Raw genomic sequence first — 20,989 nt, 5'->3', positions numbered from 1 at the left:
CTCAGGCGCTCCGGGTGTTCTTGGACGACATCGACTTGAAGTCGATGGTCGTGGGCTGTTGGGCTTCGTGTTCGTGCGCCGCGCCGGCGAACAGGCGCAGGTGGGTCATCTGCTTGCGAGCCAGCGGCGACTCCTTGGGCAGCATGCGCTCAACGGCCTTCTCGAGGACGCGCTCGGGGAAACGACCGCCCAGAACCTTCTCCGGGGTGGTTTCCTTGATGCCGCCCGGGTGGCCGGTGTGGCGATAGTAGACCTTGTCCGTGGTCTTCTTGCCGGTGAACACCACCTTGTCGACGTTGGTGACGACGACGTAGTCGCCGCAGTCAACGTGCGGGGTGTAGGTCGGCAGGTGCTTGCCGCGCAGGCGGTTGGCGATGAAGGTCGCGAGGCGGCCCACGACGACGCCTTCGGCGTCGATGTGGATCCACTTCTTCTCGACCTCGGCCGGCTTCAGCGAAGCCGTGGTGCTCTTCAGCATGATGAGGGTCCTGGAAGACGAAAAACGCGGCCCGAACCAGATGGATCGGGCGGAGGCCGGGGTGATAGAGGGTCGCGCGCCGAAGGTCAATGTCAGTTGCGGCAGGGATTCTAATGTAGGTACCTGATTTTATTCAATATTTTAAATACGGTATTAAAATACCTAGCGCAGGGCCACGCGCCGCGCCTCTCCCTCCCCATCCCGGGGAGGGTGGTCGCAGCGAAGCGGAGACCGGGTGGGGAGGACTCGGTGATACAGAACGCGCGCTTGAACAGCATTGCCGCCCCCACCCGGCTTCGCCTTTCAGGCTCAGCCACCCTCCCCGGGACGGGGAGGGAGAAAACGGGCGCGACGTTTCTAGTTCTTCAGCAGCCGATCCCGCGCGGCGTTGACTCGGGCGGCTAGGCCCTCTGTGCCGCCCTGATCCGGGTGGGCGCGCGCCATCAGCCTGCGCCATGCGGCGTGGATCGCCTGGGCGTCCGCATCAGCCGGAACGCCCAGAATAGAGCGCGCCTCGGCCTTGCTCATGGGTTCGGCGGGTGGAGCCGCCTTGCCCGCCACGGGCCGGATGCGCGACTGCACGGCCAGCCAGACGCCCGCAGACGCCATGCCGCCCGCGATCAGCCAGGCCCCGCGCGCGGCGGCGAACACCGCCCCGGCCAGCAGGGCGGCGCTTAATATGGTGGCTGAGATGCGCCAGTGGCCGCGCCGGGCGCGTTCGGTCTGGCGGCCCAGACGCACCATGGCCCACAGGGCCACGGCGGCCAGACCCAACCAGATCAGGCCCATGAAGCGATCAGGCCGCCGCGTCCATGGCGGCGATGGCGTCGTCCAGACCCAGGGCCTGCATCAGGTTGCGCATCTCCTGACGCGCGGCGACGTGGGCCAGGGACACCGACACCGGGCGGATGTCGTTCGACAGGTCCGCCACCGTCAGGCCGAAGGGGAAGAGTTCGCGATAGATGACCCGGTCGCGCAGGCCCGGCCCGACGCGGAAACCGACCCGTTTGGCCAGCTTGGCCATGCGCGAGGCCAGACGACGACGGTTGCGCGCCTCGGCGACGGCCAGACGGTTGGTGACGACGATCCAGTCGATCGTCACCTGACGGCCCTCGGTGATGGCGCGATGCTTGCGCGCCTCCCAGACGCTTTCGGAATAGATGGACGGCTTGACCAGATCCAAGGTCACAGGGTCGACCTCGCCCAGCAGGTCGAAGTCGACGAAGCTGTCGTTCATCGGCGTGACGATCTGATCGGCGCGGCCGTGCGCGGCGCGCGACAGGGCCGTGTCACCGCCCGGGGTGTCGATGACGATGACGTCGGCGACGCCTTTCGCCTCGGCGTAGGCGGCCTCGAAACGGGCCAACTGCTCCGTCTCATCGGCCTTATGAAGAGCCTTGCCATCGCCCATGTCCGGCACGATCGGCTGGGGCAAGTCATGGCCGTTGGCCTTGGTCCAGGCGGCGCGGTTGGCGAAGAACCGCTCCATCGACCGCTGGCGCAGGTCCAGATCGATAATGGCGACCTTGCGTCCGGCGTGCAGAAGGCCGGTGACGATGTGAATGGCCAGGGTGGACTTGCCCGCCCCGCCCTTTTCATTGCCGATGACGATGACCTGAGGCTGCGCCATGTGAAATCCCACTGTGATCAGCAGGCGCGACTCATCTTCGTCCGCCGCCCGCCCATGAGCCGCAAGATCAGCCTCCGAGGGCCAATCGTCAACGAAACCTTAAGCTGAGCCTGTGGACGATCAGGCCGCAGCGGCGCCGGATCGGGCGCACCACGGGTCCGAAGCCGCCAGGTCGCGGCACAGGGCCTGAGCCTGTCCGGCGGAGGCGGCGACCTTCAACCGCACCAGGCGACGCCCGCCGACCTTGACCGCCTCATAGACGGGCTGAAGCCCGGACAACACCGCCCCGCCCGGCCCGCCGTTCAGTCGCGTCCAGGCCGCGCGGGCGCCGTCCTCGCTGGAATAGGCGCCCAGTTGCACATGATGCGCAGCGACCACAGCGGGCTTGGGCGCCGACACGGTCTGCGGCGGAGCCTCGGGATCAGGATAGGCCGTCGGCGCCGATGCAGGCGCCGAGGCCAGGCGGACCCTGGCGCTCAGGCCCTCGCGCGCATCCCACAGCTCATGCGGCGTCATCAGCTCGACCTTCAGCGGCGCGGCCCGCTCGCGCGGACGATCCGGCGCAGCGACCGGCGCCCCGCCCGCATCCTCGGCGGACAAGGGAATGGCCGCGATCCGTTCGGCCGCGCTCTCGAACCGGCTGGGGTCGCTTTCCGCCACGCCGCAGCCGACCAGCAGCCCGGCAAGGACGCAGATCGGCGCAAGACGCAGGAGGACGGAAGCGTTCATGCCCCGACATTGAACGACGGATTTTGAGACAGAGTTGAGGAACAGGCTTAACGTCGATTCACCCTGTTCCTCAGCCGAACCTGTCAGCCGATAGCGCCGACACCGCCCTCGACATCGCCCGGCGCCACGTCGGCGTCGGTCAGGGCCAGGGTCCAACCGTGGTGGGTGTTCAGGCCCCAGCGCCGCGCGCCCGAGCCGTCGCCCGCATCGCCGCCCGCCGTAACCACGACGCGGCGGCCCTTCGGCAGGGCCGGCGGATCGATCTTGCCCACAGCCAGAGACGTCGGCGTTTCGCCGCCGTAGCCGTCGAACACGCTGAGCATCGACCATTCGCGGCGCAGACCGATCCACCAGGGATCGTCGCCGCTGATCGACAGGACGGCCACGCCCTTGCCCTCGGCCGCGTGGGCCAGGGCCGCCTGCGGGTCGAGGACCAGCTTGATGTCGGCGGCGGCGCCGAAGCGCAGACGGGCGCCGTCCACGGCCTTGGCCGGGTCGATGGGGGCCCAGACCTGGACCTGCAGACGCCCCTGGCGCGCAAGGCCCCAGCCGACGATCTCGCGCCACAGATGCTCGACCGCCTCGCGGTTCTCAGAGTCGCACTGCTTCAGCAGGCGCGCCTGGACGGCCTGTTCGCGGTCGGGGCGCAGCTTGGTGTGGGGGCCGGTGGGGGCGTCCTTGGCCTTGCCCACCTGGGCGGCGACGGCCAGGCGGCGCTCGAACAGTTCGAGGATCTGATCGTCCAGGCTGTCGATTTCGGCGCGCAGGGCGGCCAGCGCCTTCTGTTCGGCGCTCAATTCAACGGTTTCAGCGGGCCAGACTTGCTGGATGGCGGATTGCGACATGGGAGATGGCTTTCGGCATAGGATTTTCGATAGGGAAGCCGCGTCCGCCGATAGAGATCAGGCAGGGACGCGCAGTATGGCCGCTTGGGGAGAAGCGGTCGCCAGTGAGACAGTCAGGGTTGGTTAGAAGCCCGACGCCTCAGCCGGCGTATCGAAAGCCGTAATAGCCGTAGCCAAAATAAAAGCCGGCCACCGCGCGCGAGGTGGTTTCAAGGGTCATTTGTGCGCGCAGCGAGGACATGAATCCGGTCCGGTTTCTGGATCAGGGTCGATCCGACCGAACCTTAAAGCCGCAAACTTTATGCGCGGTCAAGCCTGAGGGGCCGTGAACAGGACAAAACGGGTCCGGTTGTCGCTGAAATCCTGCAAATCGTTGCGCAGAACCACCAACCCATAGACCTCGGCCGCGCGGGCCGGCGCCACGGCGGCGCGGGTCACGTCGTCCGCCTCGGCCACGGCGGCGGCGGCGCCCCCGGTGTCGAACGCCTCGACCGCCGCGATCTTCATCTCGTTCAGGGCCTTGGAGCACTGCTGCAGGGCGACAGGATGGCTCTCGGCCGTCTTCACGTCCGACAGGCGCGCTTCGGGCACGCCCAGCAGGGCCAGACGGATCGGCCGCCAGGCGTCGCTGACCGCGACCAGTCCCGCCTGCCGCACCAGGGTGGCGGCAGGCTCGACTACGCCCACGGTCGAGTTCTCGACCGGGATCAGAGCGCAATGGCAGTCGCCGCTCAGGACAGCGTCAATGGCGCCTTGAAAGGTCTCGAAGCCGACGGCCTCGTCCCACGGGCGCAGGTCCAGGCAGGCTTCATGGCTGAAGGCGCCCGGCGCGCCCTGATAGGCGACGCGGCCGGGCGTTTCGTCTTCTGCCGTCATGCGGCCTCGGACCGGGCATGCCGCCCGGCCTTGAGGCGCTCGGCGACCAGGAAGGCCAGCTCCAGCGCCTGATCCGCGTTGAGGCGCGGGTCGCAGTGGGTGTGGTAACGGCTCGACAGGTCGTCTTCCGTGACCGCCTGGGCGCCGCCGATGCATTCGGTGACGTTCTGGCCGGTCATCTCCAGGTGGACGCCGCCCGGGTGGACGCCCTCGGCCTCCGCCACGTCGATGAAGGTGCGGACCTCGCCCATGACGCGGTCGAAGGGCCGGGTCTTGTAGCCGTTGCCGGCTTTCAGCGTATTGCCGTGCATCGGGTCGATCGACCAGATGACGCGCTTGCCCGCCGCTTTTACCGCCCGCATCAGACCCGGCAGGCGGTCGCCCACCTTGTCGTGGCCGAAGCGGCCGATCAGCGTCAGGCGGCCCGGAATATTGTTCGGGTTCAGGGCGTCGATCAGCGGCAGCAGGTCGTCCGCCGTCATGGTCGGCCCGCACTTGACCCCGATGGGGTTGGAGATGCCGCGCATGAACTCGATGTGGGCGCCGTCCAGCTGGCGCGTGCGCTCGCCGATCCACAGCATGTGAGCCGAGGTGTCGAACCATTCGCCGGTCGAGCCGTCCAGACGGGTCAGGGCGCTCTCGACGTTCAGCAGCAGGGCTTCGTGGCTGGTGAAGACCTCGACGCGCGACAGGTCGGGATGGGTCTCGGGCGTGACGCCGACCGCCTCCATGAAGGCCAGGGCCTCGGTGATCTTGTCGGCCAGCTCGCGATAGGCCGCGCCCGCGCCGTCGTCGGCGAAGCCCAGCGTCCAGCGGTGGATGTTGTACAGGTCGGCGTACCCCCCGCCCGCGAAGGCGCGCAGCAGGTTCAGCGTCGAGGCCGACTGGTTATAGGCGCGGATCAGGCGCTGCGGATCGGGCGTGCGCTCTTCCGGCGTGAAGCCCATGCCGTTGATGATGTCGCCGCGATAGGACGGCAGTTCGACCCCGCCGATCTCCTCGACCGGGGACGAGCGCGGCTTGGCGAACTGACCGGCGATACGGCCGACCTTCACCACCGGCTTGCGGCCGGCGAAGGTCAGCACCACCGCCATCTGCAGGATCAAGCGGAAGGTGTCGCGGATGTTGTCGGTCGAGAACTCCTTGAAGCTCTCGGCGCAGTCGCCGCCTTGCAGCAGGAAGGCGTTGCCCGCCTCGACCTGGGCAAGGTGATCGGTAAGCTTGCGCGCCTCGCCCGCAAAGACGAGGGGCGGCATCGCGCGCAGCTCGTCTTCGACGCGCGCCAATTCGGCGGCGTCCGGATAGTCCGTCGGCATGTGCAGGACGGGCTTGTTTCTCCAGGATTCGGGGGTCCAGCGCTTACTCATGCCGGCAAGATAGGCTTTTCCCCCGTCCGGAACAATGAAGCTTGCGCGAAATCAGCCGGTCAGCGGTTTCCATGCCTCATCGGCGGGCAAGGGTGCGAACAGGGCCTCGATCTGGGCGCCCGAAACCGAAGAAAGCTCGGCAGGCGACCACTGAGGGGCGTTGTCCTTGTCGATGATGACGGCGCGTACGCCTTCCTGGAAGTCATGCGTCTGAACCACGCGCCCGCCCAGGGCGTATTCCATCGCCATGTTGTCGGCGAAGTCGGTCAGCGTCGCCCCGGTGCGGATCTGGCGCAACGACACCTTCAGCGACTGCGGCGACTTGGTCTTCAGGATGTCGAGCTGCTTCTGCGCCCACTCCGAACCGTCGGCTTGAAGGGCGGCGACGATCTCTTCCACCGTATCGAAGGCGAACAGGCGGTCGATGGCCTCACGGTGCGGCGCCAGCGGCGACGGTCCGGCGTCCCCGGCGGCGCGATCGGCGACCGCCTTCGGATCGGCGGACGCGGCCAGCAGTTCAGTCTTCAGGCTCTCAACAGCCTCGGACGCGACGAAATGGGTATGAATGCCCAGCGCCACCGTATCCGCCGCCTTCAGCCGCGCGCCGGTCAGGGCGAGCCAGACGCCCGTCTGCCCCGGCAGGCGCGGCAGGAACCAGCCGCCGCCCACATCGGGGAACAGGCCGATGCCCGTCTCCGGCATGGCGTAGGTGGTGCGCTCGGTGGCGATACGGACGTCGGCGGGCTCGCTGATGCCCACGCCGCCGCCCATGACGATGCCGTCGACCACCGCCGTGATCGGCTTGGGATAGACGAACATCAGATGGTTCAGCTGATACTCGGCCTTGAAGAAGGCCTTGGCCTCGGACGCATCCCCTGCCCCGCTCTCGGCGATCATGCGGATGTCGCCGCCCGCGCAGAAGCCGCGCTCGCCCGCATGGTCGATCAACACCGACCGAACCGCGTCGTCCCCGCGCCAGGCCAGCAGGGCCTCGATCATCGACTCGCACATGGCCCGGTTCAGGGCGTGGATCGCCTTGGGCCGGTTCAGGGTGATGCGGCCGACACCATTTTCGATGCGGGTGATGACTTCAGATTCAGACAAGACTTCCTCCAGGGCGGAGCGCCGCGACGAGCGACTATTCAGCGGTTGAATGATCCGGGACGGCGAGGGCCTGTCCACGTTCGATCAACTCCAGCTCGATCAGGGCCGCCACCTGCCCCGCCCGCCAGTTGATCGTATAATAGCCAAGCAGGCTGGCCGACACGCCGACGATGATCAAGGCAAAGCCGAACCCGCCCCCGACCATGATCATGCGCGTGAACTCTGGCGCGACCTGGAAACCAGCCAAGATCGCCGTCACCGGACCCGAGACATAGAACAGCGCCGCCATCTTCCACAGGGCGTCATTCCGCGCCGCATTGATCCGAGCGATCCCCGCCAGAGCCGTCAGCTGGGACGCATCCAGATCAGCCAGTATCGCTCCCGCGCTGACGCCCATCGGCGTGGCCTTCAGCGTCGAGACGACATCTACCTCATACAGGCCCCAGCCCGACCGGGAGCCGACGAGATGGCGGACCAGACGCACGAAGCGGAACTCCGTCGTTAAACGCCGCCAGACGGCCCATAGCGCCTCGCGATCGCGGCCAGCCGCCGCTGCATTGGTCGGAGCCACCGCCATGGCGGGCTCTGCGAACGCCTCGACGGGCTCGGCCGTCATCCCCGCGCCAGCTCGCGCGCCACGATCACGCGCATGATCTCGTTCGTGCCTTCCAGGATCCGATGAACGCGCAGGTCGCGCACGATCCGCTCCAGCGGGTAGTCCTTCAGATAGCCGTAGCCGCCGTGCAGTTGCAGCGCCTGATCGGCGATCTGGAAACAGGCGTCGGTCGTCAGGCGCTTGGCCATGGCGCACCATTTGGTCTTTTCCGGGTGGCCGGTATCGATGGTCCAGGCGCCGCGCAGCACCATCAGGCGGGCGGCCTCAAGGTCCGTCGCCATGTCCGCCAGCTCGAACTGGGTGTTCTGGAACTGGCCGATGGCCTGGCCGAACTGCTTGCGGCCGGCGACGTATTCCTGGGCCGTCTCCAGCGCCAGACGCGCCCCGCCCAGCGAGCAGGCGGCGATGTTCAGGCGCCCGCCGTCCAGACCGGCCATGGCGTATTTGAAGCCCGCGCCCTCCTCGCCCACCAGATTGGCGACCGGCACCCGGCAGTCGTCGAAGCTGACCACGGCGGTCGGCTGGGCGTTCCAGCCCATCTTCTTCTCATTGGCCCCGAAGGACAGGCCAGGCGTGCCCGCCTCGACCACGATGGTCGAGATGCCCTTGGGCCCCTCGCCGCCCGTGCGGACCATGACGACATAGATGTCCGACGTCCCGGCGCCGGAAATAAAGGCCTTGGCGCCGTTCAGCACATAATGGTCGCCGTCACGCACCGCCGTCGTCCGCAGCGCCGCCGCGTCCGAGCCCGAGCCCGGCTCGGTCAGGCAGTAGCTGGCGATCTTCTCCATCCCGACCAGCGACGGCACGAAGCGCGCCCGCAGTTCGTCCGAACCGAAGGTGTCGATCATCCACGTCGCCATGTTGTGGATCGAGATGAAGGCCGCCGTCGCCACGTCCCCGCGCGACAGCTCCTCAAAGATCACCGCCGCCTCGACCCGGCCCAGACCCATGCCGCCGTGTTCCTCGCCCGTATAGATGCCGGCGAAGCCCATCTCAGCGGCGGCCTTCAGCACGTCGACCGGGAAATGCTTGTCTTCGTCCCAGCGGGCCGAGTGCGGAGCCAGTTCGGCCTCGGCGAAGGCGCGGGCCGCGTCCTGAATGGCGCGTTGATCGTCGGTGAGGGCGAAGTCCATGAAAGCTCCCGCATTGCAGCCTGCCCTCTGACGGGGCGTTCGGGGCGCTTCTAAACGCTGGCGGAGCGCGCGTCACCCCGTCCCCGCCGAGGGATGGCACGGGTGGACAGTTCGTCTTTTGCCTCTCCCCGCGCTTTGTTTTAAGCCGCGCGCATGACCATGCCCTTCCAGCCCGCCGCCTTTCCCTACGCCCGCCCGCGTCGCCTGCGTTCGCAGCCGTGGGTGCGCCGTCTGGTCGCCGAGACGACCCTGACGCCGGCCGATCTGATCTGGCCGCTGATCGTCCATGACGGCGCCGAGGACCGCCAGCCGGTCGCCTCCATGCCGGGCGTCTTCCGCCTGTCGCCCAAGGAAGCCGCCAAGGCCGCCGTCGAGGCGCGCGATCTGGGCATTCCGATGGTCGCCTTGTTCCCCAATGTGAACGACGGGCTGAAGGACAATGTGGGCGCCGCCGCCACCGACCCGGACGGCCTGATCCCCGACTGCATCCGCGCCATCAAGGACGCAGCGCCCGAGATCGGCGTCATGACCGATGTGGCGCTGGACTGCTACACCGACCACGGCCACGACGGGGTTCTGGAAGACGGCCGAATCGTCAACGATCCGACGCTGGAACGGCTGGCCGAACAGGCCTTCATCCACGCCCACGCGGGCGCCGACGCCGTGGCGCCGTCCGACATGATGGACGGCCGGGTCCAGGCCATCCGCGAGGCGCTGGAGGCCAACGGCCTGAGCGACACGCTGATCATCAGCTATGCGGCCAAATACGCCTCGGCCTTCTACGGCCCGTATCGCGACGCGGTCGGCTCGTCCAAGTCGCTGACCGGCGACAAGAAGACCTATCAGATGGATTTCGCCAACGCCGAAGAGGCCCTGCGCGAGGTGGCGATGGACCTGTCGGAAGGCGCCGACGCCCTGATCGTCAAGCCGGGCCTGCCCTATCTGGATATCGTCCGGCTGGTGTCGCAGACGTTCAAGGTTCCGACCTTCGCCTATCAGGTGTCTGGCGAGTACGCGATGATGCAGGCCGCCTTCGCCAACGGCTGGCTGGATCCGGACCGCGCCATCCTGGAAAGCCTGCACGCCTTCAAGCGCGCGGGGGCGTCCGGCGTCATCAGCTACTTCGCGCCGCAAGCCGCGCGGATGATGGGCTGATCTTGCCCTTCTCCCCTTGTGGGAGAAGGATCAGGCCGTTGGATCGGCGGCCTTGCCGTACTTCCCCCGGAAATAGGTCAGCGCATCGCCCGGCCGGGTGTCGAACGCCTCGACCCGGCCGACGATGACCAAGTGATCGCCCATGACGATGCGGTCGTGCGTCCGGCAGGTCAGGCGCGTCACCGCGTTCAGCAGACGCGGCGGCTCGGGGTCGTCCACCGCGAACTCGTCGTCCGACAGGCGGCAAACACCCCAGGCGAAGCGGTCGGACATGGCCTGGTCCTCGACCGGCAGCATATGGACGGCGAACCGGTCCGCCCCGGCGAAGGCGTCATGGCGGTCGGACTTGATGTCCATGCACCACAGCACCAGCGGCGGATCCAGCGAGACGGAGGTGAAGCTGTTCACCGTTATCCCCAGAGGCCCGTCGACCGTATGGGCCGTGACCACGCATACCCCGGTCGCAAACCCGCCCAGCGCCCGGCGATAGGCGCGAGGGTCGAAATCGGCGGCAGGGGAAGCGGACGCGTCGGACATGGCCCTCAGCTAGGCCGTGAAGCCCGCATCGGCAAGGGCGCGGCGCGCCGTCGCATCTCACCGCAACCGCTTCTTAAGCCCCGCATGGGATTTAGGGCGAACGAACACGGTTAAGACGGACCCGCCCCATGGCGCTGAACGATCGCCCGATCCTGATCAAGAAGGTGAAGAAGGTTGCCGGACACGGCCACCACGGCGGCGCGTGGAAGGTGGCCTACGCCGACTTCGTCACGGCCATGATGGCCTTCTTCCTGCTGATGTGGCTGATCAACACGACCGATCCGGAGCAGAAGCGCGGCATCGCCGAATATTTCGCCCCGGCCAACGTCTCGGCCTCGACCTCGGGCTCCGGCGGCATCCTGGGCGGCACGTCGCTTGGCGATTCCGAAGGAGCCAAGGGCGCGGGCTCCAACGCCGTGATCGAACAACTGGCGCCCGAGGCCCCCGACGCCCCGCAGGAAGCGGGCCAGAACTCCAACCTGGCCTCGGCCAGCGAAGCCGCCCTGCGCGCCGAGATCGCCCGGCGCGAAGCCGCCGACTTCGCCAGCGCCGCCGAATCCCTGCGCCAGGCGATGCAGTCCATGCCGGAACTGGCCGAACTGTCGAAACAGCTGATCATCGACCAGACGCCCGAGGGTCTACGCATCCAGCTGGTCGACCAGGAAGGCCGCTCGATGTTCGAGAACGGATCCTCGCGTCCCAATCCGCGCGCCCAGCTGCTGCTGCGCGCCGTGGCCAAGGTGATCAACCAACTGCCCAACCGCATCACCATCACCGGCCACACCAGCGCCGTCGCCGGCTCCAGCCGCGCCAGCAGCCCCGGCGACTGGCCCCTGTCCTCGGCGCGCGCCGACGCCTCGCGCCTGACGTTGCAAAGCGCGGGCGTGAGCAGCGACCGGGTCTATTCCGTCGCGGGCAAGGCGGGGTCCGACCCGCTGTATCCCGACGACCCGTCGCTGGCCGGAAACCGCCGCATCGCCATCGTCTTGCTGCGCGAAGCGCCGGTCCTGCCCACGGACACCAGCCTGTAGGACGCGAAGAAGACTTGCGAAAACGGCCGGTTGCGCGCCAAATCAGGACATGAGCCGCGTCTATTCATCCGGCCCCTGTGCGGGCGCTGACGCCGTTACGGAGCGACAGCCGTGACTCAGCACTTCTTCTCGCGCCAGCTCCGCTTCTTCATGACCGCTAGCGCGCCCTGCCCTTATCTGCCGGGTCAGTTCGAGCGCAAGGTCTTCGCCAACCTGCCGTTCAGCGACGGCGCCGACGTCAACGACGCCCTGACCCAGGCCGGGTTCCGCCGCAGCCAGAACATCGCCTACCGTCCGGCCTGCGAGGCCTGCATCGCCTGCGTCTCGGTGCGGATTCCGGTGGCGGATTTCGAACTCTCGCGCTCGCGCCGCCGCATCCTGGCGCGCAACGCCGATCTGTCGCGCGATCTGGTCGAGGCCGAGGCGACGATGGAGCAGTTCGACCTGCTGCGCCGCTATTTGACCGCCCGCCATCCCGGCGGCGGCATGACCGACATGGGCTGGCTGGACTATGTGTCGATGGTCGAGGACACGGCCGTCCGCACCCATCTGATCGAATACCGCCTGCCCAGCGAGGACGACGGCCCCGGCCGTCTGGTCGGCGTCTGCCTGACCGACCTGCTGCATGACGGCCTGTCGATGGTCTACAGCTTCTTCGACCCGGACCTGGAGCGCCGCAGCCTGGGCCGCTTCGCCATACTGGACCACCTGCATCAGGCCGAGACCGTCGGGCTGCCCTATGTCTACCTCGGCTACTGGGTCCAGGGTTCGCCCAAGATGGACTACAAGGCCGAGTTCCGCCCTCTGGAGGCATTGCGCCCCTGGGGCTGGGAGCGGCTGCTCTAAATCCTTCTCCCACAAGGGGAGAAGGAGCTACGTCGTCGGGACCGCCGTGCCCGCCGCTTGCGGCGCTCCGCCCCACGGCCCGTCGTCTCGGCCGCCGGCGAACTGCACCAGCGCCGCAATCCGCTTCTCGATCGGCGGATGGGTGGCGAACAGGCCCGAGAACCCCGTCTTCTCCGCCGTATTGTCCAGGAACATGCCGCGCAGTTCGTCCGGCGCCTCAAGCTTCGACTGGCCCGACACCTTACGCAGGGCCGAGATCATGGCGTCGGGGTTCTTGGTCAGCTCCACCGCCCCCGCGTCGGCCACATATTCCCGCGTCCGCGACAGGGTCATGCGGATGACGGCGGCCAGGCCGAAGCCGATCACGCCGATGGCCAGGCCGATCAGGATCAAGGGCATGGCGTTCTTGTTGTTCCGCCCTCGCCCGCCGCGCATGTAGAACAGGCTGCGGAACACCAGTTCGGCCACCAAGCTGATGATCCCCGCGAAGATCGAGGCGATCACCATGGTCCGCACGTCCTTATTGATGACGTGGGTCAGTTCGTGCGCCAGGACGCACTCCATCTCGTCGCGGTTCAGGGTCTGCATCAGGCCGCGCGTGACGGTGACGCTGTAGCTCCCCTCATGCAGGCCGGACGCATAGGCGTTCAACGACGGGCTTTCGATGATGCGCAAGGCGGGCGTCTTCATCCCGCGCGAGATCGCCAGGTTCTCCAGCAGATTATAGAGGTCCGGCTCGACCCGGCGCTCGACCTTTCGAGCCCCGGTCATGACGTCGATCATCATCTGATTGCCGAAATAGGCGATGACGAACCAGATCGCCGCCGCAATGGCGGCGAAGGGCACGGTCCAGCCCAGCATGGACGCCGCCAGCGCCAGATCCTGCCCCAGGTCGCCGCCCGAGTTGGGCAGCAGGCCGAAGCCCATCATCAGCACCTGGACGCCGAACAATATGCCGACCAGCAGCACCGGGAACCCGGCCATCAGGATCGCCGACCGGGTATTGTTCCGCCAGATGTGGGTCTTGAGGCCGACGGCCTGACCGAAAACCGCCATTGGGGCTTAGAACTTCACCGTCGGCGGGGCGGCGTTCAGGGCGGCGCGTTCGCCCTCGCCCACGTCGAAGAAGGGCTTGTCCGCGCCGAAGCCGAACATCCCGGCGAACAGGACGGTCGGGAACTGGCGGCGCACGGCGTTGAACTCGCTGACCGCGTTGTTGAAGAAGCGGCGCGCGGCCGCCAGCTTGTTCTCGATGTCCGACAGGTCCATCTGCAGCTGCTGGAAGTTGGCGTTGGCCTTCAGGTCCGGATAGGCCTCGGACACGGCGAACAGGCGGCCCAGGGTCGCGGTCAGCATATTCTCGGCCTGCACCTTCTCGTCGATGGTGCGAGCGCCCGCAGCGGCGGCGCGCGCCTGGGTCACGGCGTCCAGGGTGCCGCGCTCATGCGTGGCGTAGCCCTTCACCGTCTCGACCAGATTGGGAATCAAGTCCTGGCGCTGTTTCAGCTGCACGTCGATGTCCGCGAACGACTGATTCGCCGCCTGATCCAGCTTCACCAGCCTGTTGTACGCGCCGACCACGACGAACAGCAGAATGACGACGATGACGCCGATGATGATCCAGGTGATCATTGAGCCTCCTCCGAAAGATCAGGCGTGAATATGGGGGAGCCCCGTCTTCACACCCAATGAATTCGCCGTCACCCTTCTCCCCCTGGGAGAAAGGCGGTCCTAGCGGAACTTGCGTAGACCGCGCGGGCCTTGGCGACCGGCCCCGGCGCGCTTGCCCAGCCAGTCCTTCCAATCGGGCCAGTTGCGGCGACGACCGCCGCCGTCGGCCCATTCCGGCCCCTGTTCGGCGTTGAACACCGTCACGTCGGCCAGGCCGCCCTGCTTGTAGTTCTGCAGCTTCACGCCCTTGCCCCGGCCCATTTCGGGCAACTCGGCCAGGGGGAAGATCAGCGTCTTGATGTTCTCGCCGATGACGGCGACGTGGTCGGCCTGCGGCTGACTGGGGATGCGCAACATGGCCAGCATCTCGCCGTTCAACACCTGCTTGCCGCCGCGCTTCTGGGCCAGAAGGTCGTTCTCGGGCGCGACGAAGCCATAGCCAGCCTTTGACGCGATCAGCAGCTTCGCATCGGGTTCATGCGCCACGACGTTGATGATCTCGGCCTTCTCGTCCAGGTCGATCATCAGCCGTAACGGTTCGCCGTGGCCGCGCCCGGAGGCCAGCTTGTCGGCGCCGATGGTGAAGATGCGCCCGTCCGACGCCCCGATCAGCAGCTTGTCCGTCGTATAGGCGGGCGCCAGGAAGCCCAGCTTGTCGCCTTCCTTGAACTTCAGTTCGGAAGGGTCGTCGACCTTGCCCTTGGCGGCGCGGATCCAGCCGCGGTCCGACAGGATGACGGTGATCGCTTCGCGCGGAATGAAGGCTTCCGGCGCCACGAAGGCCGAGGCGTCGACCGCGTCGCCGATCACGGTCCGGCGCGGCGAGACCAAGGCCTTGCGCACGGCCTCCAGTTCCTTGCCGATGGCCTTCCACTGCTTGGCCTCGGAGGACGTCAGCGCCTGCAACGCCGCAAGTTCTTCCGACAGCTCATTGAATTCCTTCTCGATCGTCATCTCTTCGAGACGGGCCAGCTGACGCAGACGGGTGTCGAGAATGAAGTCGGCCTGAAGCTCGCTCAGTCCGAAGGTCGCGATCAGCGCCGCCTTGGGCTGTTCTTCCTCGCGGACGATGCGGATGACCTCGTCCAGATTCAGGAAGACGATGCGCAGGCCTTCCAACAGGTGCAGGCGCTTTTCGACGCGGGCGATGCGCCACTGGCTGCGGCGGTTCAGCACCACGCGGCGGTGATCCAGGAAGGCCCGCAGGCAGTCCTTCAGCCCCATGACGCGCGGCGTGCCGGTGGCGTCCAGCACGTTCATGTTGATGGGGAAGCGCGTCTCCAGATCGGAAAGCTTGAACAGGCTTTCCATAAGGACTTCAGGTTCTACCGTCCGGGACTTGGGCTCCAGGATCAGGCGGATGTCCTCGGCCGACTCATCGCGCACGTCGGCCAGCAGCGGCGCCTTCTTGTTCTCGATCAGGTCGGCCAGCTGTTCGATCAGCTTGGACTTCTGCACCTGATAGGGAATCTCGGTGATGACGATGCGCCAGACGCCCCGGCCCAGATCCTCGGTGTCCCAGGCGGCGCGCAGGCGCACCCCGCCTCGGCCCGTCTCATAGGCGTCCAGCATGGACGCATGGCCCTCGACCGAGACGCCGCCGGTGGGGAAGTCCGGCCCCGGCACGATCTTGACCAGGTCCTCTGTCGTGGCGCCCGGCCGCTCCAGCAGCAGGTGGCAGGCGTCGATCAGTTCGCCCACGTTGTGCGGCGGGATCGAGGTCGCCATGCCCACGGCGATGCCCGACGAGCCGTTGGCCAGAAGATTGGGGAAGCCCGCCGGCAGGACCACCGGCTCTTCGTCCTGATCGTCATAGGTGGGGCGGAAGTCGACCGCGTCCTGATCGATGCCGTCCAGCAACAGGACAGCGGCGGGCGTCAGCTTGCACTCGGTGTAGCGCATGGCCGCCGCGCTATCGCCGTCGATGTTGCCGAAGTTCCCCTGGCCGTCGACCAGCGGGTAACGCTGGGCGAAATCCTGGGCCAGACGGACCAGCGCCTCATAAATCGAGGCGTCGCCGTGCGGGTGATAGCCGCCCATGACCTCGCCGACGACCTTGGCGCATTTGCGTGCGGCCGCCTGCGGGTTCAGCCGCATCTGATGCATGGCGTACATGATGCGCCGGTGCACGGGCTTGAAGCCGTCACGCACGTCGGGTAGCGCCCGGTTGGTGATGGTCGACAGAGCGTAGGCCAGATAGCGGCGCGACAGCGCATCGCCCATCGGTTCTTCAACGATGCGGCCGCCTTCGGGCGTCGGGGTGTGGATGGTCATACGGCTTCGAATCAATGATCGGACGAGGAAAGTCTAGCGCAGCCGGGGCCTGACGCCGGGATTGTCAGCGCCTATCTGTGCAGAAACGCGTGAAGGAGCTTCGATGAAGACCGCCCTGACCGGCCGCTTCGGCCTGTCCTTCCCCCTGATTCAGGCGCCGATGGCCGGAACCTCGACCGCCGAACTGGCCGCCGCCGTGTCGAACACGGGGGCGCTGGGCTCCATTGCGCTGGGGGCCATCGACGCCGAGGCGAGCCGCAAGGCTATCCGCGCGGTGAAGGCGCTGACCGACCGGCCGTTCAACGTCAATCTGTTCTGCCATGCGCCGGTTGCGGCTGATCCGGCGCGCGATGCGGCATGGATCGACAGCCTGCGCCCGATCTTCAGCGAGTTCGACGCCGCGCCGCCCGAACGCCTCAACGACATCTATCAGAGCTTCCTGACCGACGACGCCAAACTGGCCGTGCTGGTCGAGGAAAGGCCCGCCGTGGTGAGCGTCCATTTCGGCCTGCCGCGCGCCGATCAGATCGCGGCGCTGAAGGCGGCGGGCTGCGTCCTGATCGCCAGCGCCACCACGCCCGAGGAAGGCCGCGCCGCCGTCGCCGCCGGGTTCGACATGGTGATCGCCCAGGGGGTCGAGGCGGGCGGCCATCGCGGCGTCTTCGACCCGGCCGATGATCCGCGCTTCGCCACCCTGCCGCTGACGCGCCTGCTGGCGCGCGACCTGCCGGTTCCGGTCATCGCGGCGGGCGGGATCATGGACGGCGCCGGAATCGCGGCGGCGCTGGCGCTGGGCGCGGCCGGGGCGCAGATGGGCACAGCCTTCGCCGCCTGCCCGGAGTCGGCGGCGGATGCGGCCTATCGGGCAGTTCTGTCTGGTGTTGAGGCCGGGCGCACGCGGGTCAGCGCCGCCATCTCCGGCCGCCCGGCGCGCGGGGTGGAGAACGCCTTCATGCGCCGCGCCGATGAGACGAAGATCGCCGCCTATCCGTATGCCTACGACCTCGGCAAGGCGCTGAACGCGGCGGCCAAGGCCAAGGGCGACAACGGCTATGCTCCGCAATGGGCCGGGCAAGCTGCGCCGTTGGGCCGCGCCCTGCCTGCCGCTGAACTGGTCGCGGTGTTGGAAAGGGAAACACGCGAGGCGATTGCGGGGCTGTCCCGCCTCTAGCCCATCGCCGGGATGAGCGGGCGTGAGGCAGTTACAGCCGCCCCGCTTCGCCCAGTTTGTCGATCATCCAGACCCGCGCGGGCGGCAGGGGCCGGTTCAGGGCGTGGAAGACGAACTGCTCCAGGAAGTGTCCCGTCAGTTCCAGCCCCGCCTTCACGTCGCCCTCGCCCAGCCCCGCCTGCGCGCCCAGCATGAAGGGCGGCAGGGCCAGCAGCTTGTCGGCATAGGGCGCGCCCGCCTCGCGGCTGACGGCGCGGCCGGTGCGGGGGCTGACCCAGACCAGGTCGTCCATCGACCCCGTTGAGGCGCACCGCGACAGGTCGAGACCGAAGCCCAAATCCTCCAGCAACCCAGCCTCGAACCGCACGAAGATGGCGGGCCAGACCTCGGGCACGGCGAACGCGCCCATCAGCGCCTCGAAGGCGTAGAAGGCGCCGGGATGCGGCTCCCGCTCCGGCAGGGCGCCCTGAGCGACCGCCGCGGCGGCGCTGAGGCCGGTCAGGGCCAACGGGTCGTCGAACAGGGCGGCCGGGCCTTCGCCCACAGGCTCCAGCCGCGCCGAGCCCAACTGATCCGACGTCCGCGACCGCAGATCGGCCACGACCCGCGCGCCGGGCTGAAGAAAGGGCCGCATCCTCCGCGACGCCCCGCCCGCGACATAGGCGGCGCGGCGACCGTGCCGCTCGGTCAGCAGATCGACCACCGCCCCCGTATCGCCATGCGCCCGCGCCGACAGCACGAAGGCGTCGTCCTGAACCTCCATCAGTCGGCCTTGATGGCGTCGACGACGGCGCGCGCCTTGTCGTTCGGTACGGCGAAGCTGAGGACGTATTGTTCGATCTTCCAGCCCTCGTCGGTCAGACGCAGCACGCCCGAACCGCGCGTGGTCCCATAGGCGTCGTTGTCCAGCACCTCGTCGAACCAGGCGACGCAGCGGCAGTCGATCGGGGCGATGGTCACGGTCCGCGCTGTCGGGCGATAGGTCCAGCCCTTGCCTTGCGAGAAGTAGGGCGTGGCGTAGGCGCGGAACTCCGGCAGGGTCCAGCGCTCGGCCGCATCCGTGCCGATGAAGCGGGCGTCCGGCGTGAAGGTCGCGAAATAGGCTTCCCCGTCTGCGACCGAGGCGGCGGCGTGCATGGCGTCCAGCGTGCGCTCGACCGGTGCGGTCTCTGCGGGCGCGGCGGACAGTTGAAGCATCATCAGGGCGGCGGTGATCATGGCTTTGTTCTAGTCCTGTTCCCGCGCAGACGAAAGCGTTGTCCTTCTCCCCTTGCGGGAGAAGGTGGCAGGCGAAGCCTGACGGATGAGGGGTCATGCAACGACAAAAAACTCATCAAGCTCCAGGCGCGGGGAGACCCCTCATCCGGCCCTGCCGGGCCACCTTCTCCCGCAAGGGGAGAAGGGCTTGGAGCCGTTCGTCCGCCTGGCGCGTTTCGCCTCCATCCAAAGGAGGATCCCATGAAGATCGTCACCAGCCTCAGCTTTCAGGGTCAGTGCCGCGAAGCGCTGGAGTTCTACGCCCGCGTGCTGGGGGGCAAGGTCACGGCCGCCTTTCCGTACGGCGACGGCCCGCCCGACATGCCGGTCGATCCCAAATACAAGGACTGGCTGATGCACGGCTGGCTGGAGGTCGGGGATCAGGCGATCATGGGGGCCGACATGCCGCCCGAGTTCGCGCCGAACATCGACAAGCCCAAGAACGGCTTCGACGTGTCGTATCACACCGACGAGCTCACCAAGGCGCGGCAGGTCTTCGACGCCCTGTCCGAAGGCGGCAAGGTGTCGATGCCCTTCGCCGAAACCTTCTGGTCTCCCGGTTTCGGCAGCTTCACCGACCGGTTCGGCATCCCCTGGATGGTCAACACCAACCCTACGGCGGACTGGAAACCCGGCGGCTAACGCCATTGTGATCACGAACTGTTACGACCAAAGCCGTATTGGAATCAGGGTGATGCGGCGCCTATGTCCGCGTCGTTCCATGAGCCCTCCCCGGCTCCAGTCGTCAGGTTTGCGATGTCCCGCGTCCGTAACGCCGCCCTCAAATCGAAGATCATGTCCGCACAGGACGCCGCCGCCCTGATCCCGGCCAACTCGACCGTGGGCATGAGCGGCTTCACCGGCTCGGGCTATCCCAAGGTCGTGCCCATGGCCCTGGCCGAGCGGATCGAGGCCGAGCACGCAGCTGGCAATCCGTTCAAGCTGAAGGTCTGGACCGGCGCCTCCACCGGGCCGGAACTGGACGGCGCCCTGGCCAAGGCGGACGGCATCGAGTTCCGCCTGCCCTACAACTCCGACCCCATCGCCCGCGAGAAGATCAACAAGGGCGAGATGGAATATCTGGACATGCATCTGTCGCAGGTGGCGCCGGTGGCCTGGCAGGGCTTCCTCGGACCGCTGGAGACGGCAGTGGTCGAGGTCTCGGGCATCCGTGAGGACGGGGCGCTGATCCCCTCGTCGTCCATCGGCAACAACAAGACATGGCTGGACCGCGCCGACCGGATCATCCTTGAGGTCAACAGCTGGCAGAATGCGGCGCTGGAGGGGATGCACGACATCTATTACGGCACCGCCCTGCCGCCTGCGCGCGTGCCGATTCCGCTGACCAAGCCGACCGACCTGATCGGCGAGACGGTCTTCCGCGTCGATCCGTCCAAGATCGCCGCCATCGTCGAGACGGACAGCCCCGACCGCAACCTGCCCTTCGCCGCGCCGGACGGCAACGCCACGGCCATCGCCGGGCATCTGATCGAGTTCCTGCAGCACGAAGTGAAGCTGGGCCGCCTGCCCGCCCATCTGCTGCCGCTGCAATCGGGCGTGGGCAATGTCGCCAACGCCGTGCTGGCCGGTCTGGCTGACAGCCCGTTCGAGAACCTGACCGCCTATACGGAGGTGCTGCAGGACGGGATGCTGGACCTCCTGGACTCTGGCAAGCTGACCGTCGCCTCGGCCACCGCCTTCTCGCTCAGCCCTGAGGCCGCCGCCGACCTGAACAGCCGCATGGAGCAGTTCCGCGGCAAGATCATCCTGCGCCCGCAGGAAATCTCGAACCACCCGGAGATCATCCGCCGCCTCGGTTGCATCGCCATGAACGGCCTGATCGAGGCCGACATCTACGGCAACGTCAACTCGACCCACGTCATGGGCTCGCGCATCCAGAACGGCATCGGCGGCTCGGGCGACTTTGCGCGCAACGCCTATATCTCCTGCTTCGTCACCCCGTCGACGGCCAAGGGCGGCAAGATCTCGGCCATCGTCCCCATGGCCAGCCACGTCGACCACATCACCCAGGACGTTCAGGTCATCGTCACCGAACAGGGCCTGGCCGACCTGCGCGGCCTGTCGCCCAAGCAGCGCGCCCAGGTCATCATCGCCAACTGCGCCCACCCCGACTATCGCGACGCGCTGAAGGATTACTACGCCCGCGCGCTGAAAGGCTCCTACGGCCTGCAATCGCCCCACCTGCTAACCGAGGCGCTGTCGTGGCACCAACGCTTCATCGAAACGGGGTCGATGAAGGCCTGAC

The 20,989-nt window shown here is 67.4% G+C and carries 22 protein-coding genes; 6 read left to right on the top strand and 16 right to left on the bottom strand.

From position 1 onward, the window contains the following. Position 1: 1 nt before the first annotated feature. The 10 genes from rplM to ACU5AP_RS06175 form a co-directional block, all read right to left on the bottom strand. Positions 2-475 (bottom strand): 50S ribosomal protein L13, encoded by a 474-nt coding sequence (gene rplM, locus ACU5AP_RS06220; protein WP_172575532.1) that lies wholly within the window; start codon positions 473-475, stop codon positions 2-4. A 360-nt stretch (positions 476-835) separates the two neighbouring features. Next, positions 836-1,267: a molecular chaperone DnaJ gene (locus tag ACU5AP_RS06215; protein WP_446680965.1), complete on the bottom strand. Its 432-nt coding sequence runs from the start codon at positions 1,265-1,267 to the stop codon at positions 836-838. A 7-nt stretch (positions 1,268-1,274) separates the two neighbouring features. Continuing rightward, positions 1,275-2,108: a division plane positioning ATPase MipZ gene (locus ACU5AP_RS06210; RefSeq protein WP_046654184.1), complete on the bottom strand. Its 834-nt coding sequence runs from the start codon at positions 2,106-2,108 to the stop codon at positions 1,275-1,277. A 120-nt stretch (positions 2,109-2,228) separates the two neighbouring features. Continuing rightward, positions 2,229-2,837: an SPOR domain-containing protein gene (locus tag ACU5AP_RS06205; RefSeq protein ID WP_446680964.1), complete on the bottom strand. Its 609-nt coding sequence runs from the start codon at positions 2,835-2,837 to the stop codon at positions 2,229-2,231. An 83-nt stretch (positions 2,838-2,920) separates the two neighbouring features. Next, positions 2,921-3,682, bottom strand: a complete 762-nt coding sequence (locus tag ACU5AP_RS06200) for a chorismate mutase (protein ID WP_446680963.1) — start codon at positions 3,680-3,682, stop codon at positions 2,921-2,923. Positions 3,683-3,991: 309 nt separating this feature from the next. After that, positions 3,992-4,558 (bottom strand): prephenate dehydratase domain-containing protein, encoded by a 567-nt coding sequence (locus tag ACU5AP_RS06195; protein WP_046654189.1) that lies wholly within the window; start codon positions 4,556-4,558, stop codon positions 3,992-3,994. Further along, positions 4,555-5,925 (bottom strand): class II 3-deoxy-7-phosphoheptulonate synthase, encoded by a 1,371-nt coding sequence (locus ACU5AP_RS06190; protein ID WP_446680962.1) that lies wholly within the window; start codon positions 5,923-5,925, stop codon positions 4,555-4,557. Before ACU5AP_RS06190 ends, ACU5AP_RS06195 begins: the two co-directional genes overlap by 4 nt. A gap of 51 nt (positions 5,926-5,976) precedes the next feature. Further along, positions 5,977-7,029, bottom strand: a complete 1,053-nt coding sequence (locus ACU5AP_RS06185) for an enoyl-CoA hydratase/isomerase family protein (protein WP_446680961.1) — start codon at positions 7,027-7,029, stop codon at positions 5,977-5,979. Between the two features lie 34 nt (positions 7,030-7,063). Continuing rightward, entirely contained in the window at positions 7,064-7,645 is a 582-nt protein-coding gene (locus ACU5AP_RS06180) for a hypothetical protein (RefSeq protein WP_003165355.1), read from the bottom strand. Continuing rightward, positions 7,642-8,781, bottom strand: a complete 1,140-nt coding sequence (locus ACU5AP_RS06175; RefSeq protein ID WP_446680960.1) for an isobutyryl-CoA dehydrogenase — start codon at positions 8,779-8,781, stop codon at positions 7,642-7,644. The genes ACU5AP_RS06180 and ACU5AP_RS06175 overlap by 4 nt, the downstream gene beginning before the upstream one ends. A 153-nt stretch (positions 8,782-8,934) precedes the next feature. Between ACU5AP_RS06175 and hemB the strand changes: the two genes are divergently transcribed. Then, positions 8,935-9,936 carry a porphobilinogen synthase gene (hemB, locus tag ACU5AP_RS06170; RefSeq protein WP_312294263.1) on the top strand — a complete coding sequence of 334 codons (1,002 nt, stop codon included), beginning with the start codon at positions 8,935-8,937 and terminating at the stop codon, positions 9,934-9,936. A 30-nt stretch (positions 9,937-9,966) separates the two neighbouring features. Here hemB and ACU5AP_RS06165 read toward each other — a convergent pair whose 3' ends face one another. After that, entirely contained in the window at positions 9,967-10,473 is a 507-nt protein-coding gene (locus ACU5AP_RS06165; RefSeq protein WP_315026054.1) for a flavin reductase family protein, read from the bottom strand. Positions 10,474-10,601: 128 nt separating this feature from the next. Here ACU5AP_RS06165 and ACU5AP_RS06160 point away from each other — a divergent pair, with 128 nt between their 5' ends. Together ACU5AP_RS06160 and ACU5AP_RS06155 are read left to right on the top strand one after the other, a co-directional pair. Next, complete coding sequence (locus ACU5AP_RS06160) at positions 10,602-11,504, top strand: flagellar motor protein MotB (RefSeq protein ID WP_003165359.1); 903 nt, start codon at positions 10,602-10,604, stop codon at positions 11,502-11,504. A 111-nt stretch (positions 11,505-11,615) separates the two neighbouring features. Next, positions 11,616-12,350: an arginyltransferase gene (locus ACU5AP_RS06155; RefSeq protein WP_446680959.1), complete on the top strand. Its 735-nt coding sequence runs from the start codon at positions 11,616-11,618 to the stop codon at positions 12,348-12,350. A gap of 27 nt (positions 12,351-12,377) precedes the next feature. Here ACU5AP_RS06155 and ACU5AP_RS06150 read toward each other — a convergent pair whose 3' ends face one another. From ACU5AP_RS06150 to parC, 3 genes are all read right to left on the bottom strand, one after another. Beyond that, the gene (locus tag ACU5AP_RS06150; RefSeq protein ID WP_446680958.1) at positions 12,378-13,406 is read right to left on the bottom strand and encodes a M48 family metallopeptidase; all 1,029 of its coding nucleotides are present in this window, start codon (positions 13,404-13,406) and stop codon (positions 12,378-12,380) included. A gap of 6 nt (positions 13,407-13,412) precedes the next feature. Next, on the bottom strand, positions 13,413-13,982 hold the full coding sequence (locus ACU5AP_RS06145; RefSeq protein ID WP_446680957.1) for a LemA family protein: 570 nt from the start codon (positions 13,980-13,982) through the stop codon (positions 13,413-13,415). Positions 13,983-14,081: 99 nt separating this feature from the next. Beyond that, complete coding sequence (gene parC, locus ACU5AP_RS06140) at positions 14,082-16,295, bottom strand: DNA topoisomerase IV subunit A (RefSeq protein WP_446680956.1); 2,214 nt, start codon at positions 16,293-16,295, stop codon at positions 14,082-14,084. Positions 16,296-16,398: 103 nt separating this feature from the next. On the opposite strand from parC, the gene ACU5AP_RS06135 reads away from it, so the two are divergent. Further along, the gene (locus tag ACU5AP_RS06135; RefSeq protein WP_128720233.1) at positions 16,399-17,466 is read left to right on the top strand and encodes an NAD(P)H-dependent flavin oxidoreductase; all 1,068 of its coding nucleotides are present in this window, start codon (positions 16,399-16,401) and stop codon (positions 17,464-17,466) included. 31 nt (positions 17,467-17,497) lie between these two features. On the opposite strand, the gene recO is transcribed toward ACU5AP_RS06135, so the two are convergent. Next, entirely contained in the window at positions 17,498-18,229 is a 732-nt protein-coding gene (gene recO / locus ACU5AP_RS06130; protein WP_088491459.1) for a DNA repair protein RecO, read from the bottom strand. Then, complete coding sequence (locus ACU5AP_RS06125) at positions 18,229-18,684, bottom strand: nuclear transport factor 2 family protein (RefSeq protein WP_446680955.1); 456 nt, start codon at positions 18,682-18,684, stop codon at positions 18,229-18,231. The genes recO and ACU5AP_RS06125 overlap by 1 nt, the downstream gene beginning before the upstream one ends. Positions 18,685-18,924: 240 nt before the next feature. Between ACU5AP_RS06125 and ACU5AP_RS06120 the strand changes: the two genes are divergently transcribed. After that, positions 18,925-19,365 (top strand): VOC family protein, encoded by a 441-nt coding sequence (locus ACU5AP_RS06120; RefSeq protein ID WP_446680954.1) that lies wholly within the window; start codon positions 18,925-18,927, stop codon positions 19,363-19,365. Positions 19,366-19,479: 114 nt separating this feature from the next. Continuing rightward, positions 19,480-20,988 (top strand): acetyl-CoA hydrolase/transferase family protein, encoded by a 1,509-nt coding sequence (locus ACU5AP_RS06115; RefSeq protein ID WP_446680953.1) that lies wholly within the window; start codon positions 19,480-19,482, stop codon positions 20,986-20,988. The last annotated feature ends 1 nt before the right edge of the window (position 20,989 follow it).

Source organism: Brevundimonas sp. RM1, from assembly GCF_052907225.1.
This window is presented reverse-complemented; position numbering and strand designations above follow the sequence as displayed.